This is a genomic window from Pseudofrankia sp. EUN1h (assembly GCF_001854645.1).
Taxonomy (GTDB): Bacteria; Actinomycetota; Actinomycetes; order Frankiales; family Frankiaceae; genus Pseudofrankia; species Pseudofrankia saprophytica.
Genome location: NZ_MBLN01000106.1, coordinates 18,849 through 42,155, shown reverse-complemented (window position 1 = coordinate 42,155; position 23,307 = coordinate 18,849). Strand labels below are relative to the sequence as shown.

Below are 23,307 nucleotides of genomic sequence, written 5' to 3'. Positions count from 1 at the left end.
GTCCGCCATTTCCCCGACCCGTTCGAACCGGACACGCAGGGCGTCACCGAGGTTGGACAACCGCCTGGCACGGACGGCATGGTTGGCGGGCGTGGCATCCACTGCGGCCTGTCCCGCCGCAATCGCAGCCTCCAGGTCCGCCAGCTCGCCGCCCCACCCGAACCGTCTGTTCAGAGCGTTGCCGAGGTTGGACAGCATCCCAGCGCGGCCGGGATGGTCGACGGGAACGGTGTCCACCGCGGCCTGTCCCGCCGCAATCGCGGCCTCGAGGTCCGCCAGCCTCCCGACCTGTTCGAACCGGATGCGCAGGGCGTTGCCAAGGTTGGACAGGTCCACGGCGCGCCCGGGATGGTCAACGGGCGTGGCATCCACCGCGGCCTGCATGGCAGCGACCGCATCATTCAGGTCCGCTGGTCTCCCATTGCGCTCATACCGGATGCTCAAGGCGGCGCCGAGGTTGGACAACCGCCCGGCGCGGTCAGGGCGATCAACAGGAGTAGCGTCCACAGCCTGCCGGAGCAGGTCGATCGCATCGTTCAGCGCCGACTGGCTACCGGTCAGCATCGTCTTGCCTAGCAGGTAGACAGCGCGGCCAGCCTTCCACTCGACCGCAGATCTTTCCAGCCGTGACCGCACCCGCCCGAGCAGACGCTCCCGCATCCTCCGGCCCCCGTAACGCCCGTCGGGCCGCACTGCCGCGACGGCCACCGCTCCCCTGGCGCTGACAGCATGAACAGTCACTCTCACGACGTAGCAGTCATACCAAGCGCCCGCCGAGAATACGCCCGAGCCGGGACTGTCCTGCAGGTCAGACATTCCCCACAGGCACCCGTCGAGATCACGGTTCYGGCCAGGAGCAGGCAGCTACACCACCGTCGCCGCGACGGCGACCCGACGCCCGAGCCTTGTGCCTGTCCTGGGCCGAGGAGAGGGCCGGCRCATGATCGCCGACGGTGCGGATGTCGCGGGTACATGCGCGGAGCGCCAGGGATGCCGCCCGGGCGGCACGAACAGCGATCTGTGAGCGCTCGCGATGCACCAGGCGTTCTCGCGCCACCCCGACTTCAGTCAGCCGCTGATCGCGTCGGTCGGCAGAGCTGAGATAGTGGCGGCCGGTTTGCGGCGATCTGGGACAGGACAGGCAGGAGAATTTCGCGATGCGGGGCAGGGCTCGACGGGTAGCCGCGACAGCCGCCGCGGTGGCGGTCGTAACGCTCACCGCAGGGTGCGCCAACTCCTCCAACCCAGGCGGCACCACCGCGGCGAGCCAGCAGCCGACACCGATGGCCGCCTCGGCAACGCCAACGACGCCCGCCGCGCGAGACAACGCGACCGACCTGCTCGACGCGCAGGACCGGCTGCGCCCCGAGCAGGTGCAGCAGGCCTGGTGGACGTGGGCGACGACGCCGGCCACCGGCCAGGTCAGCCCGGTGGACGATCCGGACGGCCGGGCCTGCGCCGACCGGCAGCCGGCCAGAGTGTGGTTCCTCGCCGGCACCTACGGCGGCGACGCCGCCCGGGCATGCACGGTCCCCGCAGACCGGGTCTTCATCGTCCCCCTGGTGAACTTCCGCGCCGACACCGAAGCGGACTGCCAGGACCTCCTCGCGGCCGCACACGGCAACGCGACCTTCGACCAACAACCCCTCAGCCCGGCCGCCATCGAACCGACCCTCCTGATCGAGGACGGAACACAGTCGTTCGCGTGCGGCCTGTGGATCGCGATGAACACCATCCCGGCCGGCAACCACCGCCTGTCGATCGACGGCAACGCCGGCGACTTCCAGACCCACGTCGACTACACCCTCACCGCCCTCACCCCCAGCTCCGGATAGCCCGGCCAAACGAGACCGAGATCTACTCGACCCCATGACCCGAACGACGAGATCGCGAACCCGCCGAGATCAGACTGCCGGCGTGGTCGCAGCCGGCAACGGCGTCGGCCGGGCTGGGGCACCGGGAGACGACCTGGCGCCACGGACGTCGAACTCGCAAGGCGGCGCCATCTGGGCGCGGGCGGGTCAGGCGTAGTTGAACAGCGGAGGGAAGACGAGGGCCGCGATCCAGGCCCAGGCGGCGTAGACGGGCAGGTAGCCGGTCTGCCAGCGTTCGAGCGTCGCGAACGGGGTGCGTCGACGGACGAGCCCCAGCAGTAGCCACGCTGACCAGGCGAGGTTGGCGAGCAGGATGACGTTCTCGCCGAGGGCCGCGGCCTTGTTCGGTGTGGTGCCGTATTCGGTGATGCGCCCGGTGATGGCCAGGAGTACCAGCACGTCGATGGCCAACGCGCTTACCACGAGGGCGAGCTGCAGTTTGTCGAACAGATCGGGTGGGGCCAGCGGGTCGCGGGCTGAGATCGAGTAGAGGAGCAACCCCAGCACGATGACCAGGAGCAGGTCGAACAGGATCAGCGCTTGGCGCTCGACGTCGATGCCGTTGCTGGTCCAGCCGATGGCGACGAGGAAGGCGAGCAGGACCGCTGTGAACAGCGGGGTGAACAGCCGGGTGAGCACCGGAGCGATGTTCTCGACGACGCTCTGCTTGGCCTCGACGAGCCATCCGGCCACGACGACCCCGGCCGCCGCGCCACACGGAAGGAGCCACCCCGCGATGAACTCCTGCGGAACGATCCCGATGGCTTTGAAGGCGCCGGTCGTGAATGCGGTGAGTACGCCGCCGCCGAGGGCCATGAGGACGAAGTAGATGAACCATTCACCGGTGAAGCGGATGAAGTCCATGCGTCGACGGGACGACCGCCAGTCGTCGGCCAGGTAGGCCAGGCCCACCACGAGCCACAGGGCGATGGGCAGGTGGATGCTGGTGATGACCAGCGACTGCGAGCTGTCCGCCAGGGGGTAGGCGTTGGCCGCGACGGCGCCGAGCGCGAACAGCGCCACCAGTATCCCGACCAGTGAGCGTCGGGCCTGCCGGCGCCAGGCGAGGAAACCCGCGAGCCAGGGCAGCACGAGCAGGCTGACGTTCGGCCCGTAGAACGAGGCCGACGCGTCGTCGCCCAGCCTCACCCCGAACAGCTCTGGCGCCTTGATGGACAGCGCGGCACCCGCCGCGCAGAAGGCCATCACCCGCAGCTCCCGCCGCGACCGCGCGTCCGCGGCCGGGTTTGCGGTCAGGACCAACTGCTTCCACAGCCGTTCGGAGTGCTCCCGGGCAAACTCACGGGACAGGTCGTCGAGGCTACCCATCCGTTTGACCGCGACCAGGAACGCCTCATCCGTGTTGAGGCCGGCCTCGACGAGCTCGTCCACGGAACCACGGAGATGGTCTTCGAGCTCGTCGGCGTCGGTCAGCCGCATCTCCCGGCGACGCCCCACGTACTGGCGCCACTGCGCGAGCTGCGCCTCCAGCTCCTCCTGCCCCTCCCGCGCCGTCATGCCCGGCCCTCCAGCGGGATCGCCGTCAGCGTCCCGCGGTCACCAAGACCCAGCCAGATTCCCTTGAGCGCGTCCATGACCGTGGCCCACTGACGGCGCTGCTCGGCCARCTCGGCCAGACCCGCCTCGGTGAGGCGGTAGTACTTACGCCGCCGCTCGCCGGTCACCGACCGCCAGCTGGACTCCACACATCCGAGGCGCTCCAGTCGGTGCAGCAACGGGTAGAGCAGGCCCTCCGTCCAGTCCAGTTCGCCACCCGACAACTCGTTGATCCGCTTGAGGATCGCGTAGCCATAGCTCTCCTCCTCGGCCAGGATGCCGAGCACCATCGGCGTCGCCGAGGCGGCCACCAGATCCTTGCCGACCTTCACCAGGCCTCACCCCGTTCGACACCCTAGAAGTACGATGCATAATACTGCTAGGTATAGAAGACGCAACGGCTGGTACGGCGTTTCGGGCGGGACCAGCCGTCGCACCCACCGCGAGCACCGTTGCGTCGGCCAAGCGCAGGAGCCGGGCCGGCCCCCGTCCGGTGTGACCGTGTGATGCGTAGCCGCAGCGGACCCCGGCCTGGGCGTCACCCGCAACACCCACACCGTCGCGATCATCAGCCGTCGCCTCCGCCGTCCACCCCGCCCGGGTGGCACTGTTGCACGGTTGGGGCCGCGGCTCGGATCGGTAGTCGAGGCATGATCGAGTGATGCTTCGCCGCCCTCGTCCACCGGTCGCGGTCTCGGAGTTCGCGGGGTTCCGCTTCTCTCCTGAGGTGATCGTGCTGGGCGTCCGGTGGTATCTGCGGTACGCGCTGTCGGACCGGGATCTCGAGGAGTTGCTGGCCGAGCGTGGCCTCGAGGTCGACCACGTCACGATCTTCCGCTGGGTGCAGCGGTTCACTCCGCTGCTGATCGACGCGGCCCGGCCCTGCCGCCACAGCCCTGGTGACAGGTGGTTCTGCGATGAGACCAACGTGAAGGTCGCCGGACGGTGGACATACCTCCACAGGGCCATCGACCAGTTCGGCCAGGTCATCGACGTGCTCGCCTCCGAGAAGCGGGACCTGGCAGCGGCGCCGCGGTTCTTCACCCGGGCGCTGTCTCACGGCCGCCGACCGGTCGAGGTGACCACCGACCGGGCCGCGGCCCACCCACGGGCCCTCGATGAACAGCTCCCCGCCGCCCACCACGTCGACGGCCGAACGCGACAGCGCCCTCAACGACCTCGCGGAGCCCTAGATGGCACCCTCCAGAACGGGATCCAAGGATTCCGGGTGATCTGGATCATCGGCCGGGGCGGCGGCACCCAGCGCCGCCTCAACCCGGCGGTTGTTGGTCATGGTCGACGTGACGGCGGTCATGGCGAGGAGGAGGCCGGCGGCGGTGTAGAGCGGGGTGCGTACGTCGTAGGTGGTGGCCAGCCAGCCGCCGAGGAAGGCGCCGAACGGGGCCGCGCACAGGGCGAGCATGCGGGAGGTGGAGGCGACCCGGCCCATCAGGTGGGCGGGGACGATCGCCTGTCGGAGGGAGGGGCCGAGCACCATCGTGGCGCCCATGCCCGCTCCACAGACGGCAAGGGCGAGGCCGGCGATGTACGGGTTCGGGGCGGCGGCAAGGCCCAGGATGGCGAGTCCCTCGGCTGCCGCCGTGCAGGTAAGCGCGGCGCCGGTGCCGAGCCGTCGGCCGAGGAAGGAGGCGATGCCCGCGCCGAACAGACCGCCGGTGGCCTCTGCCGTGAGGAGCAGGCCGAAGCCGAAGGTGTCGATGCCGAGACGATCGTGCGCGAAGAGGGCGAGTACGGTCTCCACGGCGAGGAAGGCGATGTTGCCGACCGCCGGACGCAGCGCGAGCCCGAGCAGCAACTTGTCCCGGAATACGTACGAGGCGCCAGCCCGCGCCTGCCGCAGCAGCGACTCACGAGCCTGCGGTACGGGCCGKGGCGCGGCAGGCAGCGACCGTACGAGCAGCGCGGAGACGGCGAACGACACCGCGTCGGCGAGCAGCGGAACCGCCTGCCCGAGCGCGAGCAGGGCACTGCCCGCAGGTGGCCCCGCGAAGCCGGACGCGGCGGTCTGGGTGCCGCGCAGGCGAGAGTTGGCGCGCTGCAGGAGCGTGGGGTCGCGGCCGAGCAGATCCGGCAGATAGGCCGTGGCGGCCGTGTCAAAGAAGAGTCCGCCGAGACCGAGCAGGAAGGCGACGGCCGCGAGCAGCGGAATGCTCAGCACGTCGAGCGCGGCCGCTGCCGCCGGTATCGCGAGCAGCACAGCGCGCGCCGCGTCCATGCCCCACATCGTGCGCCGACGGTCCCAGCGGTCCACCAGCGCACCGCCGAGCACCCCGAAGAGCAGCCACGGCAGCGTTCCGGCGGCCGTGACGACGGCGAGCGCCATCGGATCCCGCGTCAGCATCAACGCGAGCAGCGGCAGCGCGGCATGCGACACCCCGTCACCGAGCGAGGACACCGTCTGCGCAGACCACAGCCGTCCGAACCCCGTCGGCAACTTCCGACTGTCTGAGGTCACTTGGCGTCCCCTTCGGCCTGCGCGCGCGGTGCCGGGTGGAACAGCGCGAAGACGAGCGACGCGTCCGGCAGCGACGGATCGGACAGCTCCCGGTACTCGTCCGCCAGTGCCTCCAGCCGCGCCCCCAGCTGCGCGAACTGCTCGTCGGTGAGGCGCAGATGCGCCATCCGTACGTGCCGCGCGCCGTCCACCGGCGCTGCCTCGAGGTCCGCCACCGCATGCCGCATCAGCACATCCGGCCCTCCCTCGCCCGGATCCGGCAGCACGATCGCCCGCGCGGCCATCGCGTAGTACCGCTCGGTGACCCCTCGGACCTTCCGCGTTCGTACCACCTTCACCAGGCCGGCCCGTTCGAGCAGCCGTACGTGGTAGCTGGAACTCCCCTTCGCGAGGCCCACTCGCTCGGCGATCTGTGTGATCGTCGCGGGCTCGAAGCGGAGCACGGCCATGATCCGGTGACGCGTGAGGTTGGAAACGGCGCGTAGCTGCTCGTCAGTGGTGACGTGGAACGTCTCGGAAGGATCATCGGTAGGCATACCCCAATGGTCAACGTTTCTTGACCATTGGGCAAGGGGGTGTGTGGCTCTTCGCAGTTCGGTAGAAGTCGCTATCAGGTGGTCACTCGACGTGCCCGACGGTTGTAACGGTGTGTAGCCAGAGTGGGCGACTACTCCGGGAGGCGATGTAGCGGGCGCRGCATTGCTGGTTGGTGACGTACGTGAGGCCGAACGCTTGGCGGTAGACCAGTTTGATCAGCCGGTCGACGCCCTCGGTGGTGGCGTTTGGCAGGCCGCGCAGGACGGTGTTGGCGATCTCCTCGCGCCAGGTGGAGACGGTCTCGGCGAGTGCGACGATCTCGGGAACGTTCTCGCCGACGGTGGCGCAGTGGCTGAAGAACCTGGTCAGGGCGTTGCCGATCTGTGAGCGGCTGGTCGGGTGGCCGGTGTGGGTCGACGCAAGCGAGCCACGGTGCCGAGCCAGGCATCATGCGGCGGCGGCCGTCCGACTCGGCGGAGCCGATCACCATCTCGTGAGAATTCGCGCGGGTCGTGGCGTTCCCCTGAAGAGGACCCGCTGGCGGGGAACGCCACAAGGAAGGTCTCCGGGATGCCTGACCGGGACAGCCAGGTGGTTCAGGTATGTGGTGGTGGCTGAGTCAACAGGACGGCGGTGTAGCCGCGCAGGACGAAGGTGGGGCGTTGGACCGGTTCGGCGGCCAGCGTCCAGGTCGGGGCGTGGTCGAGGAGCGCGGCCAGGGCTGTCTGCAACTCGATGCGGGCCAGCGGTGCGCCGAGGCAGAAGTGCAGGCCGGCACCGAAGCCCACGTGGGGGTTGGGGTCGCGGCCCGCGTCGAAGGAGTCCGGGTCGGCGAAGACCGCCGGGTCGCGGTTGGCGGCACCGAGCAGCGCGGCCACCTCGGCCCCGGCCGGGATCGTGACGCCGGCGACCGTGACGTCCGCGGTGGCGGTGCGGATGAACAGGTGCAGCGGCGGGTCGTAGCGGATCATCTCCTCGACCGCGGCCGGGATGAGCGTACGGTCGGCGCGCAGCCTGGCCAGCTGGTCTGGATGCCGCAGCAGGGCCACCACTCCGCCGCCGAGTGCGTTCACCGAGGCCTCATGGCCGGCGTTGAGCAGCAGGATCGCCGAGGCGACCAGCTCGTCGGCGGACAGACGGTCGGTGCCGTCGCGCGCGGCCACCAGGTGGCTGATCAGGTCGTCGCGCGGGTCGTCGCGACGGCGCGCGGCGAGCCGGCGCAGGTAGCCGGCGAACTCGCCCGCGGCCGTGACCGCCGCGGCCTCGGCAGCGGGTGACGGCGCCACCTCATACATCCGCACGATCGCGGCCGACCACGGCCGCAGCCGGTGCCGGTCGGCGCGGGGTACGCCGAGCAGTTCGGCGATGACCGTGACGGCGAGCGGCTCGGCGACGTCGGCGAGCAGGTCGAAGTCGGGACCGGCCGCGGCCAGCAGCGCCGTGGCCTCGGCCGCCACCGCCGGGCGCAGGCGTTCGACGTGGCCGCGGCTGAACGCCTGCGCGACCAGCGACCGCAGCCGGGTATGCGCCGGCGGCTCGTTCTCCATCATCTGGTTGCGGTGCAGCAGGTTGAAGGGCGCGAAGAAAGCCGCAGGCTCCTTGTCCTGCCAGAGCCGGCCCAGGCGGCGGTCGCGCAGCACCGCGCCGACCGCGGCGTGGCTCGCCGCCAGCCACCGGCCCGTGCCGGCGTGCCAGCTCACCGGGGCGCGCTCCCGCAGCCGGGCGAGCGTCGGGTACGGATCCCGCAGAAACCCCGGATCGGCGAAGTCAATCTCCAATCGTGGTCCCCCTCCACGCCCGCCACGGTGGGAGCCCACCGTAGAACGACCTCCGTGGCTTCCTACGCTCCCAGGCCCACGGCCCGCTCGCCGCCGACTTCCTCGAGACCGTGACCCTGACCGGGACGCGTCTCTACCTCCTCGCCGTGATCGAACACGCCACCCGAGGCATCCGGATCCTCGGCGCCACCGCGCGCCTCACCGGGGCGTGGGTGACCCAGGCCGCCCGTAACCTCGCCATGGACCTCCACGACGCCGGCTCCGCCGCCCGCTACTTCATCCGCGACCGGGACGGCAAATACCCGGCGTTGTTCGACGCGATCCTCGCCGACACCGGGATCACGGTCGTGCGCAGCGGCGTCCGAGCCTCACACATGAACGCGATCATGGAAAGGTGGGTAGGAACCTGCCGCCGGGAGCTCCTCGACCGAACCTTGATCTGGAACCAGCACTACCTCCTGCATGCTCTCCGCGCATACGAGGCGTTCTACAACGATCATCGGTCACATCAGGGCATCGCCGATGCCAGGCCACTCCAACCGCTGCCCGAACCGGTCACCGACCCGGACCGGCTCGCCCACCTCGACATCCGCCGACGCGACCGCCTCGGCGGCATCCTGCACGAGTACGAACACGCCGCCCGACCTGCCCGGACGTACTTTTCGGCAGGTACAGGACCAGCTCGCTGCAACAGCGCCGCTTCTCGACATCCCGGTATGACAGCGCGAACCGCAGATACCAGCGCACGCAGAGCACGATCACCTCGAGCGGGAACCGGAACCCGGCGAACTCCGACACCGGCATCGGCGGGCGAGCGGCAACGAGACACCACTCGATCATGCCTCGACCACCGAGATGGACCACGACATCGGCCCATGCAACAGCGCCCGCTGTTGTTCCTACAGGCCCGACCAAGGCGGAAGCTGAAAGCCGGCCGCAGCAGACTCCTACCGGGTGATGGTGATGGTGAAATTAAGGTGGGTGTTGTTCGCGGCGCGGACCTCGGCTGGCTCGGGTTTATCGCCATATTTCCGCTCATACGACATCGGGTCTTGGGGGGAGTTCCAGGCCGGCGCCTTCTCTTTAATGAGATCGTATTCGAGGGCGCGGGCCAGGCGTTCGTCCAGGTTGGTACCCAGGACGTGGATGGTGGCGGCGGTGCCGATGAACTCGCCAGGCTTGGTCTGCAGGTGCTCCTGGAGGCGGTCGACGGCGTCCCGGGGCGCCGTTCTTCCACCGACGATGCCCACGTAGACGCTCCCGCCCTGGGCGTCGCGGATCTCGTAGACCTGATAACGCTGCGGTGTCTCGGAGTCGATCCGTTCGAAGTCCTGCCTGGCGCCGGCGACGCGGTAGTTGACGAAATCGGCGCGGAAGTCCCGCTCCACGCGGGCGCGCGGGCCGCTGTCCTTGCCCGCCGAGCCGGTCCCGTCGGAGCGCGGCGAGGCATTGAAGTCGTCGCCCACGCCTCGGCCGCCAGGACCCCCGGAGCCGCCCTCGGCCTGGCCGGCGCGGACCTTCCGGGCGGCGTACGCCATCCCAAGCTCCACGAGCACGGACACGCCGTCCGCCAACCGGCCCAGCCTCTCGGCGTCCTCGGCCGAGGCGCCAGCCAGGAGGGCCGTGCCGCGCACGACGCCGCCGAGCGCGCTGTCGGGCGGCTGGTATTCCGCGACCTTGTTCGCCGTCTCGACGGCGTTCGTGGAGATACGGCCGCTCGGCTGGAGGTACAGGGTGTTGTCCTGCTCAGACTCGGACAGGATGCGGCGCAGCATGGCCGGCGGAAGGTCGCGCACGGCAGTCGCCGGGTACTTCCACCAGCCGCCAAGGCCGTACTTCTCCATGAACGCGCCGTTCGTCATGTTCACCTTGTCCCTGATCTGCTCGCGGGAGGTGCCCATCTCGGCCAGCTTCTGGTCGTCGGCTTCCCGCTGCCGGGCCGCCGCGCGGTCGGCGTCGGACTGGTCGACCCCGCCCGCACCGCCGCCCGACTTCGCCCCACCAGCACTGCCATCGGACGGCTTCGCCCCGCTGGGCGCCTTCTCCGACGACTTCGCACCGCCACCATCCGCAGACCTGCCACCACCAGCACCGCCACCCGCCAGTTGGCCGCCACCCTTGCCAGGGGCCGTCTCGATCTTCTGTTCGGGGAACATCCACTTCTTGATCGACTCGTTCCAGGTCGGCGTGCCTTTGAGGTGCGGGAAGCCGTGCGAACGGAAGTAGGCGCCGGCCACCTCGGGGGACCCCCTGCCATTGCGCAGGTCGTCCTCCAGCTTCCGCTCGCTCGGGCTGGCTGGCCGCGTCCGGAAATCCTTCGTGCCGTGCGGCTTGGCGGTCTTGTCGGCCGCATTCTGGCTATACGGTGCGGGGCCGCGGCCCAGGTTGTCGTGGGCGGCTTTGTTGGACGCGTCGGCGGCGTTGGAAGTACGGTTCAGATCGCCGCGCTCGGACCGGCTCGCGGCATCCCTACCGGCAGCTGCGCCGTACGCCGACTGCCCGGCATCACGAGCCGCGGGCCGCCCGCTGCTGTCCGTTGGCTGACTCGACTCGCCGGCCGGTTGGACGTCGCTGTGGCTGGCCGCGTCGGGGCCGCCGGTCAGATCGCCGCGCTCGGACCGGCTCGCGGCATCCCCGCCGGGGACTCCGCCGTACGCCGGCTGCCCAGCGGCCGTATCCCGGTTGGCCGCGACGCCGTCGGACCTATCCCGGGCCCCATGTTCGGGTCCGGAATCCGTGTCGGTTCCAGCCCCGTCACGGTACGTCTCGTCATGAGACTCGCCCTCGTGAGGGCCGTCCTGCGCCGCGGAGAAGCCGGCAGAACCGAGGTCGCCGCGCTCGGACCGAGAGGCCGAGTCCGAGCTCTGCCCGGTGTCGGTCCTCGATGAGCTGGCCTGCTCGCTCCGACTCTCGCTCACTGCGCCCTCGCCTCAGCCGATCCGTCTCCTGAGCATCGTCCTCAGCTCTCGTTCCAGCTGCTCGTTGTTCTCTCGCCTCTTCTTCTCAAGTTCCTCATCTTCTTTCTTGGATGAATCTCCGCTGTGATCATCCTGGGGACCTGGCTGCGTGCCGCCTCCCTCACCCGAACCAAAATTCAGGATCGCCGAATAGTCCTCCGTACGAGGCCGATCACTGTCGTCGTCGGAGGTGCCGCCGCCCGGGTTGTCGGTGCTCATATGCTCGACTCCGTGAGCACGCGGGCGAGGATCCGCCGCGCGGTTCTGGGGGACTTACGCGGGTCCGCGGCGAGCATCTGCTGCTCGAAGCAGAGGCACACCCTCTTCGCACTCGCGACGATGTCGTCGGCGAGCTGCGCCGGCAGGTTCTCCTCGGGAAACTCCGTGATCTCGTAGGCGGCGTCCTGGCAGACGTCCCAGGTCTGCTTCCGCCGGGGCCCGCATGGTCCGGCGTCCGCGCTGTCCGCGGTGTCCGCGCCCAGCCACGACTGCTGGTACCGCCCGCTGGCCACGACGTCGGCGACGGCCGAGCGGTACAGGCACAGCGGCGGGTCCTGGGCGCAGACCATCTCGCAGACCGGGTAGGGCGCGAACGTTCGTTGGTGCAGGCGGCGGGCGGCGGCCTGAAACGCCGCTCGCCGGCGCGCTGTCGCCGCGCCGGCGCCGCCGTCGACCTTGTCGAGGAGCATCTCGCGCAACAGCTCCTCCACCTGCGCCGTGTCGGCGTAGGTCCACGCCCCCTGCGCTCCGCGCCGCTCGGCATACCAGTCGGCGCCGTGCCCGGCCACCGCGCGCAGCAGCTCGTGCTCGCCCATCTCCGGTGGCCGGCGGGCGCTGACGACGGCCGCCAGGTCCCCCCACAGCCGGTCGAGCGCGCCACTCTCCTCGATGGTGGCGAGGACGACGCGGGCGATGGTGCGTTGGACATAGTCGTCACCGGTCATGCGCCGGGCGGCGGCGCACGCCTCCGGCGCGTCCGCGCAGGTGTCCGCGCAGAACGATCTCGGCAGGAAGAGTGTTGCCATCGCCGCGTCCTGGCGCCAGCCGGCCATGTGCCGGGCGACGTCGCCGTCCGCGGGCCAGGTGGTCGTCAGCCGGTCCTTGACCAAAGGAATCCGCACCAGCATGGGGGCGTCCTCGCCGGTGCTGAACACGGCCGCCTCGCCCACGCCGAGGGTGGCCAGGGCGCGGATCTGGTCGTCGTCCATCACCATGGCGCGGCCCATCGCCTCCCGGTCGTCCGCGGAGACGATCCGATGGGCGATCTTGAGGTCGGTGTTCTTCATGACGCCGGCGGCGAGCTGGACCGGGATCTGGTCGGCAGCGATCACGCCCTGCCCGTAGGCGCGGATCTCGGACAGCAGGTTGGAGAACGTCTCGACGGCCTTGCCGCGTGGGTCCGCGGACTCCTCCGAGGTGGTCGGCTGGACGTTGGCGAGCAGCCGGTGCGCCTCCTCGATCACCAACAGGTGGGCCAGGCTCGGCCGCTGCCCCTGCGCCCGCCGGTACTCCGCCAGCCGGATGAGGATCAGCGCCGCGAGGAAGGCCTTGTCGCCGTCGTCGCCCAGTGCCTCCAGTTCCAGCACAGTCGGCTGCCCGAACAGTTCCTCGCAGGGCAGGGAGCGGACGACGTCGAGCATCGCGCCCTTGCCGCCGGCGCGCAGCCCCTCCAGACGGGTGACCAGGGCGGCCCGCATGTCGCCAGCGATCCGGTCCTCGTAGCCGAGTGTCGGGATCACGTCCTTCACCTTGGCGGTGAGGTCGGCCAGGGTCGGGTACGCGAGCGCGGTCTCGTCGCCCGGCCGCAGCCTGGAGTTCTCGTTGGTGCGCAGGTCCCAGCCGCGGTCGGTGTAGACCTCGTGCAGGCAGCGCTCGAGGATCTGCGGCAGCGGTGTCCACATCCCGAAGGCAGCGGTGAAGGCGGCCCGGACGAGGTCAAGGTGCTCGCTGACGGCGGTGCCGGTGGGGACCTCGAACGGGTTGAGTAGCAGTGGTGAGGCGAGCTTCCCGGCGGTGAACACCCGCAGGCGCGGCCCGATGGTGGGGTGCGCGAGGAGCGCCCGGTATTCGGTCTTCGTGGGTTCGACCACGAGGAACGGCACCTGCGCGCGGTCCGCGGCGGCCAGCAGCGACAGCACGGTGTTCGACTTTCCGGAGCCCGTGACACCGGCGACGAACGCGTGCCGGGTGAGCGAGGCGAGACTGACCCGGTACTCGCTCGCCAGTTCCCTTCCCCGCTGCACGATCCGCCCGACCGGCAGCCCGTCCGCGCGCCCGTCGGCCGGGGCCGTGTCGAACCGGGCCACGGTCTCGACCATGAAACCGGGCGTCTCCAGTTCCGGCAGGTGGGCGTAGGCGGCCAGCTGCGTCGTGGTCAGCAGCGACTGCAGCTCGAAGGGCCGCCGGTACAGGCCGGGGCCGGGCTCGCCGGGCTGGTCCGGCAGTGCCCAGTCCTGGGCGAGGTCGACCGCTTCGGGCAGGTCGTGCACCCGTACCGGTTCCGGCAGAGACCGCACTCCGGAGAAGACACTGCGCCAGGCCGCCGCGAGCCTCGGGTAGCTCTGATCGTCGCCGAGCAGGTACACACCGGTACGCCAGGCACCGGTGGCCAGTCCGTCCCCGAGGTGCGTGAGGGTCGCCTTCAGCAGATCGACGTAGTGCTCGGCCAGCGGGCTGGGAGCGCCCTCCGCCTCGGCCTCGGTCGCGATGGCCCGCAGCTCGTTGAGGACCTGCTGGCGCACCCGCGCGACGCCGTGTTCGGACAGGGGGTGCGCGAGCACCAGCATCGACCAGGTCGTGCCGCTGAGGGCGGCGATGATCCGGTCGATCGGCGCGGAACCGTCCTGCTCCTGGATACCGGTGGGGTCGGGCACACCGAGCGCGAACCCGCCGAGCGGGGCGCCGCCGTGCATCGGTCCGGCGGGAAGTGGGCTGCTGACTGTCGCCGGCTCTTCCTCGGCGCTTGTCGAGCTGTAGAGACCAGCCAGCACCGCCGCCAGCACGTCCCGTCGACGGTCCTGGGTCTCCGTCGGTGGTGCTGTCGACGACCACGTGCCCAGCCGTACCCGCACCCCGGCCGGGGTGCCGTCGATCTCGAACGCCAGCGGGACCCGGTGCCCGTACAGACCGGTGATCAGATCTGCGGTACGAGCCCGCCAGGGCTCCTCCAGCTCCCGAGGCTGGGGCCGTCGCGGGTCACGGTCCGAGCGGCCCACCCCGCGTATCCGCAGGATCCGCCGCGCGTCGGGATCGCCGACGGTGAACGGCACCTCCAGGCTGGGTGCCACGGACATCCGCTGCAGATAGTCGACGCTGTCGGTGGTGACGCCGGTGGGCATCGTCATGAACGCCTCGCACTCCTCACCCGCCCGACCAGCGAGCCGGGTTCGTCAGGACGCTTTCAGCACATCGGCGGTCTGATTCCCTCATGCGCGGCCTGTTCGCAGAAATTCTGCGTCTGAGAATGCTCCGAGTAGATCGCGAAACCACCGATCACCACCGCCATGGCCACCAGGGCGGCCAGGCAGATCAGCAGCATCTTCTTTATCGACCGGCCCTTGACGGCCCCGCCCGTCGTCAGGTTCTCCATCCGCTGGCTGTGTAGCGTGCCGTCCTTCCACTGGCCGGACACCAGGATCTCATCACCGTCACCGAGGGCTCCGTCAAAACCGATCGTCCGCATCTGAACGGGAACCGGGCGAAGCCGGTTGCCGTCGGTGTCGTAGCGCTCCAGCCGGAAGGTCAGGACGGTGGACGACTGGTTGTCCCCGTAGCTTTCCTGGCGTTGCGTGATTCCGCGCGCCTGGCCCACGACCGTGGCGTACCCCTGGCGCACCTCATACCAGTCACCACTGTCCCGCCGTCCCGCCGGCTGGACGGTCTGCGACCTGTCCGCCACATCCCGCGCGGCACCCGACGACCTCTCCGGCCGTCTGCTCCGCGCCGGGCCGGCGTCAGCCCACCAGTCCGCGTCATAGGACGTCATGGATGGGTCGTCGGACCGCGGCGGCACCCGGTAGCCGGAACGATCAGGTTCGGAGCGTCCGCCGGCCGCGGAAGGATCGGAGCCATCGATGCCATTGCTCATCTGCTTCTCCCCACTCCACGGCGGGGCCCGAGCGGGACAAAGCCGGACCGATGAATGCCATATCCACCTGCCCCATACCCGGCAGCAGGCGCGTGACTCCTCGGCCACGGAACGCTCRGACAGTTGCCGCCACACTGCCTTGGAAAGCTACAAAACGCGACGAAGCCGACGCGGGCGACGTTGCGCAACACAATCACTGCACGTCACCACCGAATGTGCGCCAGAGCCGATCACGAGACATTCCCGACCCCGGCTGGAGCCTCTGACCTGCGGGAACAGCCTCTGATCAAGCCCTTGCCAAGTGCCGACTGATCACCAGGCGCTGGATCTGATTCGTCCCCTCGAATATTTGCATGAACTTGCCCTTTAGAGATCGACATGCCGCTTGACCTGCGTCGATGCGCCACTGGTGGCGGAGGGACTCGTACGTAGCCACGCCCTATCCACGGCGTCAATGGGCATCTACCTCCGTCTTCGGCGCGACAGGAGTCTCCGCTTCCAGCCGAGGTTCAGGCCCGCGCTCGGGATCCGCTCCCCTGCCGGGCGGGCCGCCCGCCTCGGGCTGGCTCGACCTGGCCGCCGCCGTTCACGACACGCTGCAGATAGCCCATCAGGATGAGCTGCGGGGCGGCCTCGCTGTAGTAGCCGCTGCTGGTAAGGAACTCCCCGTTCTCGACCCACCAGTCCGCGAACTCGTCAAGCATCTTGGGAAGATCGAATGTTCTGTCGGGGCGGATAAACGAGTGCGGGTTCGCCGTCACGCTTTCCTGGATACTCGACGACAGAACCCGGGCTATGACCTCACGGTAGATCGGGTTCGCCGGCCGTACCGGAGCGGTGGGCGCGATGAGGCCGAGGTCCCGGACGTAGCTGAGGTCGTCGTCGTAGGCATCGAGGACGAGCGGATCGCCCGCGAGAAGCGGGCCGATGACCTTGCGAACCCGCGGCTCGGCAAGTTTTGCCGCCACCTCGCGTCAATGCGGCTGGCCTGGTCAGACCTGTCAGGCATCACCTGCGAGTTGCGGATCCAGGCCTACCACCGCCGTGCCACGTCGGTCTTCAGGTGCTCAGCTGTTCAGGGCTACTCAGGGAGGCCTGCCATGAACATCGACGATCCCCTCGACCCACCGACGGATCCCGCCGCACGCTCCGCCTACCTCCGGCAGCGAGCCGAGCTCGCACGTCAACGCACGCAAAGACTGACGACGACGATCAGCCGGACCACCTACCAGTCGGACCCGGCAATCCGCAGCCAGGTCAAGGCGATCCTCGCACCGCCACCCACCGAACGCCTCGAGATGCTCATGGACGAGCCCGCCGTCTTCACCGACGCCCGCCTGATCACCGAGTGACGGACAAAACCCGCCCGCCCCCGCCTCCAGCTCTCCGGGATGCACGGCATGGTCGCCGAACACCAGGTCCCGTACGCCATCGTCGGAGGAGCCTGCACACGCCTCCAGGACACTCCTCAGCTCACCGGCGGCCTGGACATCGGGCCGGACCCGGACACTCCCCCTGGCGCTCTCGCCGGGCAGCGGGAGGGACTGTTCCGGGACCGCCGTGTCGTGATGGTGGCTGGCCTCACCGGCGGGTGCCTCCCGCAGCCGCCCGATCCGGCTGACTTCCTGGGACGAGCCGGGCGCCGGGCGGCACGCTGCGGTAGTGACATACCGGAGATTGCGGGCGGATATTCCGACTTTCTTCGTTCGGCTCCMGGAGCCACCGGGTGGGCGGGCATTATGCGCTGGGCGGCGGGCGCCCTTACCCACCATCCCGGCGCATTGTCACTGGCGTGCGCCACGATGACCCAATGGCGCACCAGGTGGAGGATGCGGGCGATGGCAGAACGCACGGCGGCGCAGCGAGTGCCGTTCGGCTTCGACGACTACGCGAACCAGACCCAGAGGAACGAGATTGCCAATCTTCTCGCCAACCTGCAGGAACTCGAGGAGATGGCGCGGGCGGCGCAGGCAGCACAGGCGAACGCGGAGACGCTCGCCAAGATCACCGAGTTGAAGACAAAGACTTCGGCCATGTTTGCCGACATCTATCAGAACGTGATGGCCCGCTCGGCGGTCGCAGAGCAGGACTTCGCGCGGCATGACTATCGCACCGCGTTCACCGGCGTGTCGCTCGGCACGGAGGAGGAGTTGCCAGCGTTCGTCCGCATGTCGGCGAGCGACTGGAACCTGTTCGGGACCGTGACCCGGCTCGGCGACCAGGGGGTGCTCGTCCAGATCACGAAGGATCTCCAGGTGAGCCCGGGCGTCTTCACGATCGAGCTCCGGACGACGCCGACCGAACGGGCCGACGACGACGGCTGGGACAGGCGCGTGCGCGCTCTGCGGGCCGTGATCTCGACGATCGAGCAGTCGGTCGGGCGCGCGTTGGTGACCCAGGAGGTCGGCGCCTATCAGATCACTATCTTCAACCCAGGACAGGTCGTGCACCGGATCGACGGCGGCGGGTCCGTCCAGGGAACGTCGAAGCATGCCACGGTCGGCGTCCCCGCACTGGAGATCGGCACCGGGGTCACGGCGGCCGACCGCGCCAAGTTCCAGGTCCACCAGTACCTGACCCTGCCGTGGTACGTGGAGAGGTTCACCGGTGACCCCGGCCTGGGCACGCTGGACGAGCGCGAGAAGGTCGGCTACGCGCTCGTGATGTCCGCGGTCCTGAGGCTGGCCCAGGTCTGGACCAAGCACCCCCGGGCGCTGAACCTCCTGGCGGCCAAGACCATGTGGGAGGTCCTGCCCAAGACGCCGCCGGCGCGGATCCTCGCCGCGATGCGGCCGGCCGTGCGCCCGGCGGCCGACGCGGCGATCGGCGGGCGAGCGGTGCCCGCCTGGGCCGGCGACTGGGGCTCCGGGGCCGTGCCGTCGGCTCAGACCTGGGGCGAGGCCCGCGCCCACATCCTCGGCGAGGGTCCCCTGGGCGGCCACGCCCCGGCGGCCTCGACGATCAACGGCCACCCTGCGATGGTGTTCGAATACCGGGCCAACCTCCCTGACGCCTTCGCGCACGCCTGGTGGCATCGGGCCTGAAGCGTCCTCCCGCACCGCCGGCGGCCAGATCGTGGCCTTGGCCGCCGGCGGGCGCGCACGTGGCCGCGGTGGAGCGGGCCGTGCAGAGCCTTAGGGTGGGACGAACGTGTAGCCCCGGCTCTTCCAGTGCCACTTCAGGCAACGTTGCCCGGTCAACGATTTGGCGTAGTCGCTGATCTGTTGTAGCCGTAACTCTGGGTACCAGCGCCGGCGACGCCGGACCCGGTGATTGTGGTCGAGGTCAGGTTGTCGTTGTCGTCGTATCCGTAGGTCTGGGCGCGCAGCGTCCCGCCGGGGCCGCTGGCCGTGTCGGAGGTGATCCGGCCGAGCTGGTCGTAGTCGAAGGCCCGGATCGCGCCGGTGCCGCCGTGGTAGTCGATGGAGGGGCACTGTTGCATCCAGGCAAGCCGGGAGATCTTGGCCGTAAATCTTCTCGCGACCAGGCGTTCTGACGGCTCGACCGACCGCCCCCGCGAGTCCGATCGGTGGTCCCCGCGGGCTTCGCGCGACAAAATTTCCTGTCAAGATCGCCTGGCTTCGCCGGATGCAACAGTGCCCTGTCAGCTGGTGAGCTTGTCGAGGTCGCTTCCGGCGGGGTCGACGGTGTGAGCGATGCGGCGCCCGATGTCGCCCAACTGCCGCTGCTGCGTGCGAGTGAGGGGATCGAAGACCAGGGCGCGGACTGCTTCGACGTGCCCGGGGGCGGTCGCGACGACTTTCTCCCGGCCCGCGTCCGTGAGGATCGCCAGGGTGTAGCGACCGTCGCCGGGGTCCGGTGCGCGGCGTACCCAGCCCGCCTTCTCCAGCCGCCCGATCACGTGAGAAAGCCGGGAGAGTGATCCGTTGGCGAAGACGGCCAKGACGCTCATCCGCAGGGTGCACCCGGGGGCTCCGGACAGCCCGGCCAGCACCTGGTACYCGAAGTGGCTGATCCCAGCGTCCCGCTGGAGCTGGTCGTCGAGTGCGRCCGGAAGCCTGATCAGCACCCTGGCCAGGGTCAGCCAGATCTGCATCTCCTCGTCGGTCAGCCAGCGCGGCTGCTGCGCGTCCACGCCATCAGCCTAGCTTGAACCATCAACCAAACCAACCCGTTGGTCACTTGACACTTCAAGTGATGCTCTCTAGGTTTGAGTTGAAGCTTCAACTTGAGCACTGGCCGGCCGCGGCGAAGAGCCGAGCCGCGACACTCACCCACCCGCCTGGGTCGTCATCGATCCCGATCTGCTACGGAGCACACATGCGCGCATTGAATGTCCCGGCCGCGGGCGAGCAGCCTCGTCTGTCCGACCTGCCCATCCCGGGACCGATCGAGGACACGGTCCTGGTCCGGGTGAAGGCGGCCGGTCTCAACGCCCTCGACAACGCCCTGGCCGCCGGGATGATGGCCGAGATGCTGCCGCACATGTACCCGCTGGTCCTCGGCCGTGACGCCGCGGGCGTCGTCKAGGCGGTCGGAGCCGGCGTCACCCACGTCGCCGTCGGCGACGAGGTGATCGGCCACATGCTGCTAGCTCCGCCGATCCAGGCCGGCACCCTCGCCGAGTACGCACTGCTGCCCGCCGCCGCGGTCACCCGCAAGCCAGCCGGTCTCAGCTTCACCACGGCCGCGGCGCTTCCCCTCGCCGCGGCCGCCGCCAAGGCCGCCGTCGACGCCGTCGAGCCCGAGCAAGGCCAGACTGTCCTCGTCGTCGGCGCCAGCGGTGGCGTGGGTTCCTACGTCGTCCAACTGCTCGCGGCCCACGGCGTCACGGTCGTGGCCACCAGCACCGCGGTGGACGCCGATCGACTGACCGCGCTGGGTGCGACCATCGTCATCGACTACACCGCCGGCTCAGTCATCGAGCAGGTGCACGCCGCGTATCCCGACGGTGTCGACGCCCTGATCGACCTCGTCGCCTACACCGCCGACAGTGCACCCCTCGGCGCGGTCCGCAAGGGTGGCAAGGTCGCCAGCACCCTGGGCGCCGCCGACGAACAGGCCCTCGCCGCCGTCGGTCTGACCGGCACCGGCGTCATGGCCGCTCCCGTCCGTGAGGTCGTCGCGGAGCTCGCCGAGCAGGCCGCCGCCGGCAGGTTGAAGGTCGACGTCACCACCGTCCTGCCCCTCGAGCAGGCCACCGACGGGCTCGCCACCCTCGCCAGCGGCACCGCCCGTGGAAAGATCGTCGTCGAGATCGACGACTGACAGGACGCGCCCCGCTCCGTCAGCCCAGAACCGGAGGCACACCCGTACGGCCGGTGACCCCGGCTGGTACCTGCCCACCACGAAACGGCGTGGCACCAGCCGGGGTCCTCCGAACAGGGCCGCAGACATCTCCAGCCCGGGCAGCGGGGCTGCCTTGGATCGCCGGTCCTCTCGGCGTCCGCCGCCAGGTCGGAGACGCTCGCGACGGCTTCGCAGTACGGATCCCGGTAGCCACGGACGTCAGCTCGCGGCGCGACCACGTCCCTTCAATCCGCTGGCAAACAGATCAATTCGCCCCTCGGCCTATCGGGAGACCTGACGTGGAGATCAAAGAGCTCGGACACCTCGTCCTGTATGTGCGCGACCTGGACCGGTCGGCCCACTTCTACCGTGACATCCTCGGCTGGCGCCCGGCCTACTCGGGCGACGGGCCCCTGCCCTACCGCGGGATGGCTTTCAACGCTGGCGGCCGTACCCACCACGAGCTGTTGCTCCTCGAAGTCGGCCAGTCCGCGGCCCCCCTGCAGCGCGGACGTCACGTCGGCCTCTACCACTTCGGGCTGAGGGTCGGCACAAGCGATGACGAGCTGCGGGAGGTTCTCGCGACCTTGGTGGCCAACGACGTTCCCATCCACGGGGCCACTGACCACGGGCTCACCCACAKYYTKTWYYTCWMRSASMMSRMSGSMWACGAGATCGAACTGTTCATCGACGTACCCGGCGTCGACTGGGAAGACCCCGCGCACTGGAGCGCCCCGACCGCCCGACCGCTGCGCCTGTAACGCTAGTGCCGCCCCTGACAAGGCCGGTTCCGTTCCGCCTCGGGTCGGCGAGGCTGAATGGCCAGGCCCGTCTGGTAGGCGATGACGACGAGTTGGGCGCGGTCGCGGGCGTGGAGTTTGGTCATAGCCCGATGGACGTGGGTGCGGGCGGTGAGTGGGCTGATGACGAGGCGGGCCGCGATCTCGTCGTTGGAGTAGCCCTCGGCGACGAGCGCTACTACCTCTCGTTCGCGGGTGGTCAGGACGTTCAGCGTGTCGGAGGTCGCGCGGGCGGTGCTGGGTTCGGGCACGGCGAGAAAGCGGGTGATCAGCGCGCGGGTTGCGGCGGGCGAGAGCAGCGCGTCGCCAGCGGCCACCAGCCGGATCGCGGACAGCAGTTCGTCAGCGCCGACGTCCTTGCCGAGGAATCCACTGGCACCGGCGCGCAGTGCCTGGGCGACGTACTCGTCGAGTTCAAAGGTGGTCAGGATGAGGATCCTGGTGGCGGCCAGGTCCGGGTCGGCGCCGATGGTGGCGGTCGCGGTCAGGCCGTCGGTGCCGGGCATCCGGATGTCCATGAGGACGACGTCCGGGCTGTGCTGACGGGTGCGGGTGACTGCCTCTGCGCCGTCGGCGGCCTCAGCGACGACCGTCATGTCCGCCTGGGAGTCGATCAGCATCCGGAATGTCGCCCGCAGCAGGGCCTGGTCGTCGGCGAGCAGTATGCGGATCGTCATCGGTCCCTGTCTTCGTCACGGGGGTGGGCTGCAGTGGAAGACACATGGCCACCTGGAAGCCGCCCTCGGGTCGAGGGCCGGCGGTCAACTCGCCGCCGACCGAGCGGGCACGTTCGCGCATGCCGATGAGGCCGAATCCGCCGGTCGCCTGCCCGCCGCCGGTCGCATCCGGCTCCTCCTGGGTGGCGGCTGTCGTGGGGTGCGGCCGCCTGGTCGCGGCGCCGTCGTTGATGACGCTCATGGTGAGCATGTCGCGGTAGTAGGTGATCTGTACGTGTGCGGTGTTGGTGGCCGCGTGTTTGGCCACATTGGTCAGTGCCTCTTGGATGACGCGGAACGCGGTCAGATCGACTCCGGGGGACAGCGGCCTCGGATTCCCGGCCACGTCGACGGTGACCGTGAGCCCGGCCGCGGCGAGCGCGGCGGTCAGGTCGGGTAGCCGGCCAAGTCCGGGGGCGGGTTCCAACGGCGCGTGTGGGCTGTCGTCGGCGCGGAGCAGGCCGACGGTGGCCTTGAGGTCCCGAAGCGCGGCCGAGGTGGTCGCGGTGAGGCCGGTCAGGATCTCCCTGGTCTGCTCGGGGCGGGTCGTGGAGAGGTGGGCGGCGGTGCTGGCCTGGGCGTTGGCCAGGGTGATGTGGTGGGCGACGACGTCGTGCAGTTCGCGGGCGATCCGGGTGCGCTCGTCGATCACACGCCGGTGGGCCTCCTGCTCCCGGGTGTGCTCGGCGTGCTCGGCGCGGGCCCGCTCGGCGGCCAGGTAGCCACGGCGTAGCCGCGCGGTGTTACCGAGTGCGGCGGGGAGTATCAGCCACGCGATCGGACCGATGGTCTTCAGCACCAGCKGGTAGCTGGCTGGGTCACCGATCAGCGCCGCCGTCACGACGACAGTGGCGGTGGCGCCGGTGAACACGATCGCGGTCCTGCGGTCGGTGTGGTCGGCCAGCCAATAGAGAGCTGCCATAGCCGGGGCGATCAGCAGCATGCTCAGGAGGTAGCCGTGCAACGCCATGCCTGCAGTGCAGACGGCAACAACCGTCACGACCGTGCGTGGCCGCCGTTCGTGCCATAGCAGCGCCAGGCAGGAGATCGCGGCGAGTATCACCGCCGGCCAGGCGGAGTCCGGGCGGGTGTCCTTGCCGGGAGCGAGGCGGCTACCGGGCCCGGCCGCGACGAACATCAGCAGTGCGACCACCGCTGTGGCCAGCCCGTGGTGGTCGCTCGCGAACCGTCGCCAGCCCATCGCCATGATCACGAGTTTCGGTCGGGTGCCGTAACTGTGGCGCCTACGGTACGTGTCCGCCGGCCGGTGCGGCA

The 23,307-nt window shown here is 69.8% G+C and carries 19 protein-coding genes and 5 pseudogenes; 7 read left to right on the top strand and 17 right to left on the bottom strand.

Annotation, left to right across the window (positions count from 1 at the left end; translation table 11 throughout):
- Positions 1 to 660: pseudogene (locus BCD49_RS38040) on the bottom strand (tetratricopeptide repeat protein); the annotation flags it as partial.
- A 497-nt stretch (positions 661 to 1,157) separates the two neighbouring features.
- Here BCD49_RS38040 and BCD49_RS41635 point away from each other — a divergent pair.
- Positions 1,158 to 1,835, top strand: a complete 678-nt coding sequence (locus BCD49_RS41635) for a hypothetical protein (protein WP_007516250.1) — start codon at positions 1,158 to 1,160, stop codon at positions 1,833 to 1,835.
- Between the two features lie 186 nt (positions 1,836 to 2,021).
- Here BCD49_RS41635 and BCD49_RS38030 read toward each other — a convergent pair whose 3' ends face one another.
- On the bottom strand, positions 2,022 to 3,392 hold the full coding sequence (locus BCD49_RS38030; protein WP_007516249.1) for a permease prefix domain 1-containing protein: 1,371 nt from the start codon (positions 3,390 to 3,392) through the stop codon (positions 2,022 to 2,024).
- Entirely contained in the window at positions 3,389 to 3,763 is a 375-nt protein-coding gene (locus BCD49_RS38025) for a PadR family transcriptional regulator (protein ID WP_007516248.1), read from the bottom strand. The genes BCD49_RS38030 and BCD49_RS38025 overlap by 4 nt, the downstream gene beginning before the upstream one ends.
- A 329-nt stretch (positions 3,764 to 4,092) precedes the next feature.
- Between BCD49_RS38025 and BCD49_RS41630 the strand changes: the two are divergent.
- A pseudogene (locus BCD49_RS41630) lies at positions 4,093 to 4,588 on the top strand (IS6 family transposase); the annotation flags it as partial.
- Positions 4,589 to 4,620: 32 nt separating this feature from the next.
- Here BCD49_RS41630 and BCD49_RS38015 read toward each other — a convergent pair.
- From BCD49_RS38015 to BCD49_RS38005, 4 genes are all read right to left on the bottom strand, one after another.
- Positions 4,621 to 5,907: an MFS transporter gene (locus BCD49_RS38015; RefSeq protein WP_007516247.1), complete on the bottom strand. Its 1,287-nt coding sequence runs from the start codon at positions 5,905 to 5,907 to the stop codon at positions 4,621 to 4,623.
- Positions 5,904 to 6,443: an ArsR/SmtB family transcription factor gene (locus tag BCD49_RS38010; protein WP_007516246.1), complete on the bottom strand. Its 540-nt coding sequence runs from the start codon at positions 6,441 to 6,443 to the stop codon at positions 5,904 to 5,906. Before BCD49_RS38010 ends, BCD49_RS38015 begins: the two co-directional genes overlap by 4 nt.
- An 82-nt stretch (positions 6,444 to 6,525) precedes the next feature.
- On the bottom strand, positions 6,526 to 6,813 hold the full coding sequence (locus BCD49_RS41625) for a transposase (protein WP_083401951.1): 288 nt from the start codon (positions 6,811 to 6,813) through the stop codon (positions 6,526 to 6,528).
- Between the two features lie 227 nt (positions 6,814 to 7,040).
- Positions 7,041 to 8,222 (bottom strand): cytochrome P450, encoded by a 1,182-nt coding sequence (locus BCD49_RS38005; RefSeq protein ID WP_035924739.1) that lies wholly within the window; start codon positions 8,220 to 8,222, stop codon positions 7,041 to 7,043.
- A 59-nt stretch (positions 8,223 to 8,281) separates the two neighbouring features.
- Between BCD49_RS38005 and BCD49_RS46695 the strand changes: the two are divergent.
- Positions 8,282 to 8,863, top strand: a pseudogene (locus tag BCD49_RS46695) (integrase core domain-containing protein); the annotation flags it as partial.
- Positions 8,864 to 8,921: 58 nt separating this feature from the next.
- Here BCD49_RS46695 and BCD49_RS42915 read toward each other — a convergent pair.
- The 6 genes and pseudogenes from BCD49_RS42915 to BCD49_RS37980 all read right to left on the bottom strand — a co-directional run.
- A pseudogene (locus BCD49_RS42915) lies at positions 8,922 to 9,020 on the bottom strand (IS6 family transposase); the annotation flags it as partial.
- 149 nt (positions 9,021 to 9,169) lie between these two features.
- Positions 9,170 to 10,459, bottom strand: coding sequence for a GIY-YIG nuclease family protein (locus tag BCD49_RS37995; protein ID WP_131803652.1), 1,290 nt, complete (start codon positions 10,457 to 10,459; stop codon positions 9,170 to 9,172).
- Positions 10,460 to 11,152: 693 nt separating this feature from the next.
- Entirely contained in the window at positions 11,153 to 11,398 is a 246-nt protein-coding gene (locus BCD49_RS43340) for a hypothetical protein (RefSeq protein WP_007516242.1), read from the bottom strand.
- Positions 11,395 to 14,523 (bottom strand): ATP-binding protein, encoded by a 3,129-nt coding sequence (locus BCD49_RS37990; protein ID WP_007516241.1) that lies wholly within the window; start codon positions 14,521 to 14,523, stop codon positions 11,395 to 11,397. The genes BCD49_RS43340 and BCD49_RS37990 overlap by 4 nt, the downstream gene beginning before the upstream one ends.
- Positions 14,524 to 14,579: 56 nt before the next feature.
- Positions 14,580 to 15,014: a hypothetical protein gene (locus BCD49_RS43335; protein ID WP_157845209.1), complete on the bottom strand. Its 435-nt coding sequence runs from the start codon at positions 15,012 to 15,014 to the stop codon at positions 14,580 to 14,582.
- A gap of 761 nt (positions 15,015 to 15,775) precedes the next feature.
- A complete protein-coding gene (locus tag BCD49_RS37980; protein ID WP_007516239.1) occupies positions 15,776 to 16,234 on the bottom strand; it encodes a hypothetical protein in 459 nt (152 codons plus the stop codon).
- 132 nt (positions 16,235 to 16,366) lie between these two features.
- On the opposite strand from BCD49_RS37980, the gene BCD49_RS37975 reads away from it, so the two are divergent.
- Positions 16,367 to 16,618: a hypothetical protein gene (locus BCD49_RS37975; RefSeq protein WP_007516238.1), complete on the top strand. Its 252-nt coding sequence runs from the start codon at positions 16,367 to 16,369 to the stop codon at positions 16,616 to 16,618.
- A 486-nt stretch (positions 16,619 to 17,104) separates the two neighbouring features.
- Complete coding sequence (locus BCD49_RS37970; RefSeq protein ID WP_131803650.1) at positions 17,105 to 18,310, top strand: hypothetical protein; 1,206 nt, start codon at positions 17,105 to 17,107, stop codon at positions 18,308 to 18,310.
- Between the two features lie 152 nt (positions 18,311 to 18,462).
- On the opposite strand, the gene BCD49_RS37965 is transcribed toward BCD49_RS37970, so the two are convergent.
- Both BCD49_RS37965 and BCD49_RS37960 read right to left on the bottom strand, forming a co-directional pair.
- Positions 18,463 to 18,708, bottom strand: coding sequence for a hypothetical protein (locus BCD49_RS37965; protein WP_007516236.1), 246 nt, complete (start codon positions 18,706 to 18,708; stop codon positions 18,463 to 18,465).
- Between the two features lie 162 nt (positions 18,709 to 18,870).
- Positions 18,871 to 19,362 carry a MarR family winged helix-turn-helix transcriptional regulator gene (locus BCD49_RS37960; RefSeq protein WP_116439467.1) on the bottom strand — a complete coding sequence of 164 codons (492 nt, stop codon included), beginning with the start codon at positions 19,360 to 19,362 and terminating at the stop codon, positions 18,871 to 18,873.
- Between the two features lie 185 nt (positions 19,363 to 19,547).
- Between BCD49_RS37960 and BCD49_RS37955 the strand changes: the two genes are divergently transcribed.
- Positions 19,548 to 20,495: an NADP-dependent oxidoreductase gene (locus tag BCD49_RS37955; protein WP_071042477.1), complete on the top strand. Its 948-nt coding sequence runs from the start codon at positions 19,548 to 19,550 to the stop codon at positions 20,493 to 20,495.
- A gap of 320 nt (positions 20,496 to 20,815) precedes the next feature.
- A pseudogene (locus BCD49_RS37950) lies at positions 20,816 to 21,277 on the top strand (VOC family protein).
- Between the two features lie 2 nt (positions 21,278 to 21,279).
- Here the strand turns inward: BCD49_RS37950 and BCD49_RS37945 are convergent.
- Positions 21,280 to 21,993 carry a response regulator transcription factor gene (locus BCD49_RS37945; protein ID WP_027140550.1) on the bottom strand — a complete coding sequence of 238 codons (714 nt, stop codon included), beginning with the start codon at positions 21,991 to 21,993 and terminating at the stop codon, positions 21,280 to 21,282.
- Positions 21,896 to 23,239 carry a sensor histidine kinase gene (locus BCD49_RS37940; protein WP_071042479.1) on the bottom strand — a complete coding sequence of 448 codons (1,344 nt, stop codon included), beginning with the start codon at positions 23,237 to 23,239 and terminating at the stop codon, positions 21,896 to 21,898. The genes BCD49_RS37945 and BCD49_RS37940 overlap by 98 nt, the downstream gene beginning before the upstream one ends.
- Positions 23,240 to 23,307: the final 68 nt, after the last annotated feature.